The 11,547-nt window shown below is 60.4% G+C and carries 5 protein-coding genes and 3 pseudogenes; 4 read left to right on the top strand and 4 right to left on the bottom strand.

The annotated features are described in order from the left end of the window. Positions 1-624: 624 nt before the first annotated feature. The 3 pseudogenes from KIP88_RS44180 to KIP88_RS44195 all read left to right on the top strand — a co-directional run. A pseudogene (locus KIP88_RS44180) lies at positions 625-933 on the top strand (transposase); the annotation flags it as partial. Positions 934-1,147: 214 nt separating this feature from the next. After that, positions 1,148-2,514: pseudogene (locus KIP88_RS44185) on the top strand (IS110 family transposase). Between the two features lie 9 nt (positions 2,515-2,523). After that, positions 2,524-3,344, top strand: a pseudogene (locus tag KIP88_RS44195) (IS3 family transposase); the annotation flags it as partial. Here KIP88_RS44195 and KIP88_RS48410 read toward each other — a convergent pair. The 4 genes from KIP88_RS48410 to KIP88_RS44215 all read right to left on the bottom strand — a co-directional run bounded on the left by KIP88_RS48410 (position 3,253) and on the right by KIP88_RS44215 (position 10,908). After that, the gene (locus tag KIP88_RS48410) at positions 3,253-5,433 is read right to left on the bottom strand and encodes a recombinase family protein (RefSeq protein ID WP_374226605.1); all 2,181 of its coding nucleotides are present in this window, start codon (positions 5,431-5,433) and stop codon (positions 3,253-3,255) included. The pseudogene KIP88_RS44195 and the gene KIP88_RS48410 sit on opposite strands and share 92 nt — an antisense overlap. Continuing rightward, positions 5,423-5,659 carry a hypothetical protein gene (locus KIP88_RS44205; RefSeq protein ID WP_214494309.1) on the bottom strand — a complete coding sequence of 79 codons (237 nt, stop codon included), beginning with the start codon at positions 5,657-5,659 and terminating at the stop codon, positions 5,423-5,425. Before KIP88_RS44205 ends, KIP88_RS48410 begins: the two co-directional genes overlap by 11 nt. 1,293 nt (positions 5,660-6,952) lie before the next feature. Next, a complete protein-coding gene (locus KIP88_RS44210) occupies positions 6,953-9,442 on the bottom strand; it encodes a CaiB/BaiF CoA-transferase family protein (RefSeq protein WP_249791522.1) in 2,490 nt (829 codons plus the stop codon). Positions 9,443-9,978: 536 nt separating this feature from the next. Next, complete coding sequence (locus KIP88_RS44215) at positions 9,979-10,908, bottom strand: hypothetical protein (protein WP_214494310.1); 930 nt, start codon at positions 10,906-10,908, stop codon at positions 9,979-9,981. Between the two features lie 449 nt (positions 10,909-11,357). Here KIP88_RS44215 and KIP88_RS44220 point away from each other — a divergent pair. Then, positions 11,358-11,547, top strand: a 190-nt coding sequence (locus KIP88_RS44220; protein ID WP_214494311.1) for a hypothetical protein, incomplete at its 3' end; no start/stop codon positions are given.

Raw genomic sequence — 11,547 nt, forward strand, 5'->3', positions numbered from 1 at the left:
GCCATGCGATTCCAGAGCTTGTAGAGGTTATTCCCAAGGTCCCGTGCAAACTCATCCAGGCTCTGGCCATCGACGCCCGCCGCTTTTCCATTCCTGCCATTAGCCGGTAGGCCTCCCAGACCATGCGCTTGGTGATTGGCAACGGTTTGTCCGTGCGTCATGACGCTCCTCCCGACAAAGCCGGTTGGCGTCCGATGTCGGACAGAGTAACGCAGCCACTTCGCTCCATGCCATTACAGCCACTTCAGCGCTACTACGAGCTGCTCCGTCCCTGTCTCGGGTATTAGTGTTCTCGCTCGTGGTCTGCGACACTTGCGGATTCCCCTTTACACCCCGAACCAGGTTCCCTCGTTCCGGATTGAAGCCTGTGATGAGATCATGCCGCCTATACACCGGCTGCCGCGTGGACCGTAAGCAGGTATCGCCCACACTCTTCCGAGCATCACTATCCCTATGCCCGTTTTGACAGCGTCTTGACCCATTTCGATGCGTCATCGGCGGTTCGCTTACGCTCATCTCTCATCACTCACCTGACGGCGTAGCCCGCCTCCTCCCCAGCGCTCTGAACCTCCTCCGAATTGATGGACACCTGTAGTAGGCTCGAAGAGCCAGGAGAGGTGTTGGATGGAAGGACGTCAACGTCGTTCGTTTACTGACGATTATAAGCGGCAAGCGGTCGATCTGGTGGCTTCGAGCGGTCGTTCGATCGGGTCGGTGGCCAAGGAACTTGGCCTGCGCGATTCCGTGTTGAGGCGCTGGGTGGAATTGCGTGGGGCTGGGCGAGAGCCGACGGCTGCGGCGCGGCGCCCGACAACGCAGGCGCCGCTGCCGTCGGCGGACCACGCGGCGGAGATCGCGCGCCTGCAGCGAGAGAACGAGCGGCTGCGTATGGAGCGCGACATTTTAAAAAACCGTCCAGCGCCGTGGCGCGCCTGCGCGAGGTAGAAACAGCCTTGTGTTATCGTCTGAGGCCGGGAGGGTAGCGGCCGTCAGCTTATTGGAGGCACTGTCCCCGTTAAAAAACGTGGTCCATGGGTGCATGCGGACTTGAGAGTGGTGACGTCGCTCAGGCGGCGATCCCGATTAGGAAGATGACAAATTGGCATAACCCAGACCCTCCTGCTCATGATTGGACGGAGGACCCGCAATGCCCAAGACGACAACTGCAGATCGCCCGGAATTGAAGCCAGTCAACGTCGGGGCGGCTGCCATCGACATCGGATCAAAGATGCACATGGCCGCCGTGAACCCGGCCTGCACCGACGTACCGGTGCGCACGTTCGGCACGTTCACACAGGACCTGCATAGTCTGGCGGACTGGTTCAAAACATGCGGTGTGACCAGCGTCGCAATGGAATCCACCGGGTCTATTGGATCCCGGTCTACGAGATTCTAGAGCAGCGCGGGTTCGAAGTCATTCTCGTCAACGCGCGATACGCCAAGAACGTGCCAGGGCGCAAAACCGATGTGAGCGATGCCGCCTGGCTACGCCAGCTTCATTCCTATGGCCTGCTCCGGGGCAGCTTCCGCCCCGATGCCGAGGTCGCGACCCTCCGCGCTTATCTGCGCCAGCGGGAGCGGCTGGTGGAATATGCCGCCGCCCACATCCAGCACATGCAGAAGGCTCTGATGGAGATGAACCTGCAGCTCCATCATGTCGTCTCGGATATTACCGGCGCGACAGGCATGCGGATTATCCGAGCCATTGTTGCAGGCGAACGCAATCCCGACGTTCTGGCAACCTATCGAGACGTGCGCTGCCATTCTTCAACGGAGACGATCCGCGCGGCGCTGATGGGCAATGACCGGGAGGAACATGTCTTCGCTCTGACCCAATCGCTGGAACTCTACGACATCTACCAGGCGAAGATGCTGGACTGCGACCGCAAGCTCGAAGTCTTGATCGCAGCGCTGAGCAATAGAGAAGCAAAACCGGTCGGAAAGCTATCCAAGCCACGCGTAAAGACGAAGCAGGTCAACACACCCACCTTCGATGTCAGGACCGCGCTGTACGGTGTGCTCGGCGTTGATCTGACTGAAATCCATGGGCTGGGTCCCTCACTCGCATTGAAGCTCGTCGGCGAGTGCGGCAAGGATCTGAGGGCGTGGCCGAGCGCCAAGCACTTCACCTCTTGGCTCTGCCTCGCACCGGGCAACAAAATCTCCGGCGGGAAGGTGCTGTCCTCACGCACGCGGAGATCTTCCAGCCGGGCAGCCGCACTACTGCGGTTGGCAGCCACAACCGTGGGGCGGAGCGATACGGCGCTCGGAGCGTTCTACCGCCGGCTGTCCTCACGTGCGGGCAAGTCGAAGGCGGTGACGGCGACCGCCCGCAAGATTGCAGTTCTATTCTACAACACACTCCGGCACGGCATGAGCTACAGGGATCCAGGTGCCGACCAATATGAGCAACAACATCGCAGCCGCGTCCTCGCTAACCTTCAGCGCCGGGCCAAATCGCTGGGTTTTGTCTTGCAGGCCATTCCGTGCAACGCCAATCAGGCTGTTTCTTAGGAAGTCGATCGCGATCTTTGCTGGGGGACCGAAATGAGATTCCGCTTCATCGAAGATCGCCGCGCCGACTATCCGGTGACGATCCTGTGCGACGTGCTCGGGGTCTCGCCGGCCGGCTATTATGCCTGGCGTTCGCGCCCGGAGAGCCGGCGATCGGCCGCCAATCGTAAGTTGGTCGACGACATCAAGCAGGTCCATGGCGACACCCGCGGACGCTATGGCAGCCCGCGCATCCATGCGAGCTGAAGGCTCAGGGCCGCGGGGTGAGCCGTGGTCGTATCGAGCGGTTGATGCGCCATCATGGTATCAGGGCCATCATGGCGCGGCCACGGTGGGTGCGGACTACCGACAGCCGTCACGACTTTCCGATCGCGCCGAACCTGCTCGACCGCAACTTCACCGCCGCCGCGCCGAACCGGATCTGGCTCGCCGACATCACCTATATCGAGACCGATCAGGGCTGGCTCTATCTGGCCACCGTCATGGATTTGTACAGCCGCAGGATCGTCGGCTGGGCGATGGCGGATCATTTGCGTGCCGAACTGCCGCTGGCAGCCCTGCGCATGGCCATCTCGGTGCAGCGGCCTGGCTCCGGCCTGATCCACCATTCCGATCGCGGCGTTCAATACGCCTCGGCGGAGTATCGCAATGCGATGCAGTCCGCCGGCTTCCGGGCCTCGATGAGCCGCAAGGCCGACTGCTACGACAACGCCCCGATGGAGAGCTTCTTCCACACGCTCAAGACCGAGCTCGTCCATCACCGGCATTACGCAACACGGGAGGACGCCAGACGTGAAATCTTCGCCTACATCGAAGGCTTCTACAACCGCGCATCAGAATACCCATCTGTCTATGTTGTTGAAGAGAGAGACTTTGCTGATTGGGATGCGATCCCGTGGGGTATCTTGGGTTCTGTCGCGCTCGTTCGGCGATAGATTGAGCAGCAGTTGTTATCAGCGAGGCGCGGGCGAATATCCACGGGCCGTCCGATAGCGGATGGATGGCTTCGATCTCGCCGGTTTCAGCGGCCAGCCGGAGCGTCTTGGGCGCGATCTTCAGTAGCTTTGCGGCGTTGCCAAGGTTGAGCCAGGGTTCGATGCCGTCATCGGCGGGCTTGAACACCGGGATGTGGTAGTTCGAGCGCATTGATGTGACGCGCTCGCGGGTCCAGCGATTGCCGTTGCCCGTCTCGAGGCCGTTGCGGTTGAGGAGGCCGGCAATCAGTGCGTCGCTGGCGATCAGTACCAGTTGACGCACGGCTTGGATGATATCGGCAGAGGTGCTGTTGCGCTGTCCGCGCCGGCGCTTGGGCAAGCGCAACTCGCTGTGGGCGCCACCCACCCAATGGACGATGAGAGCGATCTCGGAGGCCGTGTCGTCGATATCGGCCACGACCTCATGGATGAGGGTACGCACAATGCGCTTCTTGAGGCGAGCATCCGTCGTCGGCGCATCCCAGACCGTTTTGAGGTTCGAGGCCAGAACGCCGAGCGAAGCTGGATCAGCAATGGGTGCGGGCGTCTCCGCATCATGCATGGCGATCTTGTCCTCGACCTCCGCCGCGTGAGCGAGCGCCCTGTTCCAGCGTGCTTCCAGCTCACTCGCCACCAGCCGGTTCGCGGGGTCAGCGGCATCGTATTGCCGGAAAGCCCTGTCGGCGGTATAGCGCGCCGCTTCCAGATCGCGGCTGAGCGCATCGCGCACCTGATCCCGTCGTTCTCCGGCTTCCTTGGCGGCAGCGGTTGCAGCGGCGATAGCACCTGGGCCGACAACGCCAAGCAGTGCCTCCTCGATTGCATCATCGACGCGCAATCCGCCGAAGGCGATGCAGTGAGGGCCGCCATTGTCCATCCAGGCGCGGCTGCAGCTGTAGCGCGGGATATGGTGCTTCATGCCGGAGTACCGGAGTGTGAGCTTGCGGCCGCAGCGCTTGCACCGGATCAGACCGGCCAGCAGCGCGTCACCATGCTTGGGCGCGCCGTGATGCCGACCAGTGGGAATGTTGCTGCTGACCATTGCGCGGATCGCCTCGAACCTCTCCCAGCTCACATACCCGTCGTGGGTATTGGGCTTCAGCGTCAGCCATTCGTTCCGCGCCTTGCGGCGGATCTTCACGCTAACGCCCCCGGCGGTGTATCCCGACGCCACAGCCGTCTTACCATAGGCATAGGCGCCGCCGTAGACCGGGTTCTCAATGATCCGGTGGATGGCGGAGTAACTCGGTCGCCGCCAGGCCGTATCGCCGTCGGTCTGCTTCACCGGCAGATCGAGATTGAACTCGTGGAGCCAGCAGAGCGCCTGTCGCGCGCTGCCCAGTTCCTCGACCTTGTCGAACACCAGCTTGATCGCTTCCTGGACACGCCGATCCGGATCTTTCTCATAACGGTCGCCGGCCTTTACGAAACCGACGGGCGCTGCCACAACCAACTCGCCGCGGCGCGCCTTCTCATAGCGGGCCGAGAGCGAGCGCTGGCGCAACAGATCCAGCTCGTACTCGTTGAGGCTACCCTTGAGCCCGAGCAGCAGGCGGTCGTTGCCGTGCCTCGGCGCATAGATGGTCTCCTGATCGACCAGAACGGTATCGACCACGCGGCACATCTCGATGAGTTGCTGCCAATCCCGGCTGTTGCGAGCGAAGCGCGAGACCTCGCGGGCGCAAACCGCACCAACCTTACCGAGGCAAACTTCCGCTACCATCCGCTCGAAGCCGGCGCGTTGTACGCCGCCAGCGGCTGAACGACCGAGATCATGATCGATCACTTCGATCTCTGACCACCCGAGTGCCGTCAGCCGGTCCCGCATGGCGTATTGCAACGCGCTGCTCTCGCGATTGTGCAACACCTGATGTGCCGAGGATTGGCGCACGTAAAGAATCGCCTTGCGCTCCAGATGATGAGGCCTGACCTTGTCAGAGATCATGACCAACCTCCTTCGCGCGCGGCGTCGCCGTCATCGCAGCATGGTCGAGGATCAACTGCGTCATCAGGCTCGTGAGGGCCGCCCGGGCTTCCGCCGGCAGCTCCGACCATGCGGGCGCGCCGATGGCGCCGTTCCACAGGCCGCTCCCGAACAGATCCATCTGCTGCGGCCGTGGTTGTCGATTGTGTTGGTATCCGCTCCCTGGCATTGCCGTCTCGCGTGACATGGGTCTCTCCCCGATTCTCGTCGTGAGAGGCTCTGGATGCGCCAGAAAGCAGGGCAGCTGATGGCGTTCGATCCTTCAACACCAGATCGAGAAGCGCGGAGAGCGCCGCAAGTGCGTCGATGCTGACAAACGGCTGATCTGACAAAAGCCCGGGGGCAGGGCATGCCGTCCGGTCGAACATCCATGCCGGGACTTCTAGCCAACGTTCTGCTTGCGACCCATCCAGCGTGCAGCGGAAAACGACATAACCAGCCTTGTCGACGGCCCCATGAACGCAAACTCGGCGACCAAACCAGGGATGATGCAGATAAAGAACCTCACGAAGAACGGTCCTGTGGGCGTTCTCAAACCTTGTTGTATAATCGAACCCGTCGCCACTCCGCCATCGGCTACATCAGCCCGATCGAGATGGAGCTAAAAGCAGCTTAACCCTGTCCATTTTTTCGGGGGAAGATCACTCACCACCACGTCTCTTAAACGCAGCAGCCTGGAGTGGTTTGACACCTGCCCCTGCAGCCCGGCTCCGGGGGGCTAACTCCCATCTTCAACACAGTTGTGCCGGCAGATACGCACCAGCTACGAGGCACACGATAATGGGGGTTCTCGATCCAGCGGGCGCACAGCACTGCGGCGCGGCGATCAAAGTAAGGGGCAGCGTCAATTAGGATGAGAACGCCGCTGGGCGGGAACGCAGGGAGCGGCGTAGCCCGGCCGGAGTTTCCGTCCAGCGGCGTTGGCTCCGTAGCGCATTAGCAAGATACCCCCAGGCTTGAATCACTCCTCTCTGATTTGCGCTAAAGTAAATTGAGTACAGAACCTAGTGCGCGAAGAAAGCTAGCTCCGCTTATCTACTAAGGGATACTTTGCCTCAATCGCTCTTTATCGGCGTGGCGCACCCAGTCGTCACGGCTCGCTGACTTCGCCGGTGGAAAACCTGAGCTGGCTCGGCAATATGCCGACATACTGGATAATGCCATTGGAGGCCGACGACCAATCCTGATCTTTACAATACAGTTTTAGGCACAGACTCGCGGGGCCTAATCTTCTCCTGGCCATCCAATGTTTTGCAAGTTGAGGTGACACAGATTCGCGCAGCATAACGCGGCAGCCGAAAGCCGGTTAGACTCCCCATACTGAGCGACCAAAACTAAGGCAGGAACGCGTCGCTCCCAAGGGATGTCTTCTACTGCGCTCGCCTGCTGGGCCGTACCCGCGCCGTCACGAAACTCTGATCAGCGGCGGCCGATCTGCCAAGCCTGAGAGCATCTTAATCTGAGCGGGAACGGCGAGTCGTTAGCTTGACGACACCTTCCTTGTTCCTGCGAGTTCCTCTTCGGAGAGGATCTTCGTGCCGATTATGCCCTCCCTCTCCAACTGTGCGATGTCGCCCTCGGAGAGCCCGAGTAGCCCTGATAGAATTTCTCGGTTGTGTTGTCCCAGCGTGGGCGCCGCTGTGCGGATCGCATAGGGCCATGCGTCTTCACGAATCGGCATCGAGGGCTGCGGATGCAATCCTATGAAAGCCCGTTCGACCTCCTGAAGAAATCCGCGCGAGCCGAGATGCCGATCGTTGAGCAGGTCAATTGGCAGGCGGGCCACGCCGGCCGCAACCCTGGCGGCCTGCAACACGGACATGGCCTGATCCGCATCGCGGGTGAGCGTCCAGGCTTCGATGCTTCTCTCGATTAGATCCTCGATACTGCGGCGAGCTTCCGCAGATCTCAGCGATACGTCCGTGGCCCAGTCTGGCCGGCCAATAAGGCCGGCCAGCCTCCGCCACATGTCCTCATCGGTGGCGGCTATCATAATCCAGTCGTCCTCACCCGCACACCGGAAGCAGCCATGCGGCACGAACTGCGGATGTCGATTGCCATACCTTTCCGGCAGCGTACCGCCAACTGATTGAGCGATGATCCATGGCGCCGCAAAAGGCATCATGCATTCGACCTGCGCAAGATCGATGAACTGCCCCTGCCCGGTATTGCGTGCGTGAATCAGTGCAATCAACACTGCAGCGCAGCCGTTCAATCCGCCGAGAGAATCTCCAAACGCGACGTGACTCATCACGGGTGGCCCGTCGGTTCGTCCGATTACGCTCGGCAGCCCGGAGCCCTGCTCGAGAGTGGAGCCGTAGGCGCGGCAGTCGCGATGGACGCTGTTTGTGCCGAAGGCCGACATCGACATCATGACGAGCCGAGGATTGATCGTTTTGAGCACGTCGTAGCCAAGCCCGAGCTTCGGCAGCACATCAACCGAATAATTGCCGACTACAATATCGGCCGCGGCTAAAAGCCGTTTGGCGAGAGCGAGGCCCTGCGGCCGTTTCAGGTTGAGTGTGATGCCGCGCTTATTGCGGTTCATGATGCAGAAGCTCGGCGTCTTTTCGTAGATCTGGCCGATCACGTAATCCGGGTGTCGGTCGACGCCGCGCCACCAGTCCGGATACTGGATGGCCTCGATCTTGATGACATCGGCACCGAGATCAGCCAATGTGCGCGTACACAACGGACCCGCCCAGCCCATCGAGAAGTCGATGACGCGAACTCCCTGCAACGGCTGTCGGCCGGTATCGATGGAGCCGGACGACCCCGACGCAGAGCCGGTCAGGTGTTTTCGGCTATTCGCGAAATCCTGCTGCTCGCCAGGAGCCGGAACCTTGCCGCCCCGGCGCGGCGGCGTCAGTGTGAGTCGCTGCATCGAGCCAGCCGTCAGGCCCTGTTCTTCGCCAAGCAGGACGGGCACGATTGCGCCGCGCGCGATCTTCTCCGTATCCTGGAGCAGATCTGGTACTTCGGGTACCGGCACGATCGGGATCTTGCGTTTTAGTCCCTCTGCAAACCACTCAGGCGCTGTCCGCGCTTTCAGCCGCGGCATGAACTGTCGTTCGATCTGTTCCACGTTTAGCAGACGACCTTCGTTGAGGACCAGAGCCGGATCATCACGTAATTCGGACAACCCGAGCATGTCGCAGAATGCACGCCACTGTGCTTGCGTGAGCGTCGTAACCCCGAGCCAACCTTTTTTGGTTTCGTAAATGCCGGCCGGAAACGTGGGCCAGAAACGGTTAATGCCAATTCGGCGCATCACGTCGCCGCGCGCAAACGCCTCGAACATGTGATACTCGGCCGGAGCGAGGTTCGCTTCGAAGATACTGAGCGACCACCACCGCCCTCTCCCACCCCGCATTCGCGCGACTATGGAAGAAGCCGCGGCGATGAAGCCCCACAGGCCGGCAATGATACCTGTCTGGAAATCCGGGGCGTGCAACGGCGGACCCTCGAGCGGTCCAACCAGCTTGACGAGACCGGCGAGCGCGCGGACAGTCGAATCGGTTGTCGCGAATCCTGCATAGGGGCCCTCGCGGCCGAACCAGTTCGCTTCGAGGTAGATTAAGCCGGGACACCGCTGCCGGATTGCGGCGATATCAACGGTCGGGCAATCCGCGGAATCGACCTCGCGTCCATCGATCAGAATGTCGCAAGATTCGATCAGTGCCGCCAGACGTGCGAGCGCGCCCGGCTCCGTGGCATCGATGATGATGCTCGATTTGTTGAAGTTCAGAAATGCGAACCACGTGCTCTGGCCACCTGGCGTGAGTGGCGCGCTGCGGCGAAGTGGATCGCCTGACGGCGGCTCGACTTTCTGAACATCGGCTCCGAAATCGGCAAATAACCGCGCACAATAGCTGGTCGCGGCCGAGCTCCCGATCTCGATGACCTGCAGATGCGATAACACTCCCATCAAGGGCTCCATTTTCCCAGCCACGCTGATTTTCCGGAACATCACCGGCCCCACGCATGCGAGCCTGTGGCCAACATCGGAGCGGCGCTATCTACAAGCCATCAATACAGTGGTGCCTGCCACCGGTGCGACGCGGCGGCAATTGGACAAGCAGACCCGCCATGATCCGCCACCGCGTTTCCGCGGAATCGATGATATTGTCGAGCATCGAAGTAATCGATACTGTTGTGCCATCGGCATAGAGCTCCGTAACTTAGTTGCAGTAATCCTCGTCGCACTCAGAAGGGGCGGCGATGACCTCCATCTCCTCAAGGAATGGCAGCAGGACGTAATCTTCCAGTACATGCCGCCGAATTCGCTGGCCGGCAACTCGGCGGCAAAAGGAGGGCGTGAACGCCACCCCCGATCATCGATTGCGCGCCCAAGCCATAACTTTCAAGCAGCCCAATGCCGAAGCGCTCCATGGTCAGGTTCGCTCCGATCACCAACGTTCGTGACGCGTGATGCAGGATGGTGACATTCTGTCTCGGGCCGACCAAGAAGCCGGTCCTCTCGAACATCGACGGCAGATGGATGCGTCACACAGCTGCACGAAGCGCCCTCTCTCCTGCGGCGAAATCGATCACGCCGCCTACGTGCCTGGGGTTATTGTCAAGCGGGCCGAACGGCTTTGCCTTGATGCCTACCAATGCTGAGATCATGCCACCGAAGTCGCGGCGCAATTCGAGGACTAAACCCTGATCGGCAATCAACTCGATCGCTGCTTGCGTGTTATAGACACGCCGACGGTTCTCCGGAATCGCTCGCCCCAGCAGCCGCTGGTCCCCCAGCTTCCACTCTGCTCTTGAGCTCTGCATATAAGACAGACATTCTGCAGTGTGCGTCGGTTCTTCAACGATGATATCAGTGACGCCGTTCGGAAACTGAAAAGAGACGAGGCACCCATCGGCAGGATGATAAACACGAAGGCCATCGCCCTCAATCATGACTGGTCCGGCCATGCCGATCAAGGTGCCAATGATAACGTCGCAGTAGCCCAGCATCACCGCATTTCGGGAGAAGCAGTAGCCGGAAATGCTCCCGACGACCGGCACCAGTTCGGAAACCTTGGCAAACTTTACGAAACATCGCCCGTCGAAACCGCTCATGACGAGTCGATCGGTATGGCCCGGCCGACCGCCCCGGCCTTCGGCGTAGAACACCAGCTTTATCCGACGCTGTTCGGCAAACGTCAGCATGCTATCGACCTTTTTGCGTCTCATTTGTCGTTGAGTACCGGCGAGCACCGTGTCGGCGGGCCCACAAAGAGAGTGCGCGTTCCGGGTTGAAATAAGCCGCGTTGACCTTTGCAACGCCCGGAACGAGCCTGTCCGCCGGCGTGTTCTTGCGCCTCCGACTGCCTTCGGCCGGTTCTCGTCGAGCGCATTAGCTCGGGATGCGATTACCTCCTCCTGATCGAGACGGATGCAGCCGAGGTCCATCTCAGTGTTGGCAAAGCGTCCGGTCATGCGAACACCATTACAGAGGGCGATCCGCTGTTGCACTTCATCTGCGTTCTGATCTGCCGAGAACACGCGCCAGACCGTTCAGATGACCAGCGCAGCTTGGCGACACTTTCTGTACGAATGTTGCGGGCTGCTCGATGGGCCTCCGTGCTCTAAACGAAATAAACCACTAGGTACGCCGCTTGGGCAGCTACCAAATCAAATAGGCTAAAGGGCGTGAGCGGGACTCGTTGGAGCCCGCCGATTCCATACCGTGGACCAAATTCCGCTCCGCCGCTCGCGTCAGCGGAGCTGCAGCCCGACCGTCGATGGTGGCGCCAGCGGTTACTTCCTTCGGACAGCGACCCGCGACAGGCGGCTCTTCTCCCTCGTCGCGATCGGCTATCGCGTCACATGCAATGAATCGATCATGATGTTGGACGACCGCTGAAATGTCAGTCTTGAAGCATAAGTTGAACAACATGGAGTGGCGTTGGCGAAATCTGCCGCGTCGTGAACACATTTATTTGGGAAAAGAAGACAAGTCTGATGGCTTCATCATTGCTGCAAACCAATCGTCCAATCATCCTAGATCGCGTTTTTCAGACGCTTCGACGATATTGTTCAGTATTCCCCGACTACCGAAAAGAGATCATTGCCGCT

Source organism: Bradyrhizobium sp. SRL28, from assembly GCF_018596315.1.
In the GTDB taxonomy this organism is placed as follows: Bacteria; Pseudomonadota; Alphaproteobacteria; order Rhizobiales; family Xanthobacteraceae; genus Bradyrhizobium.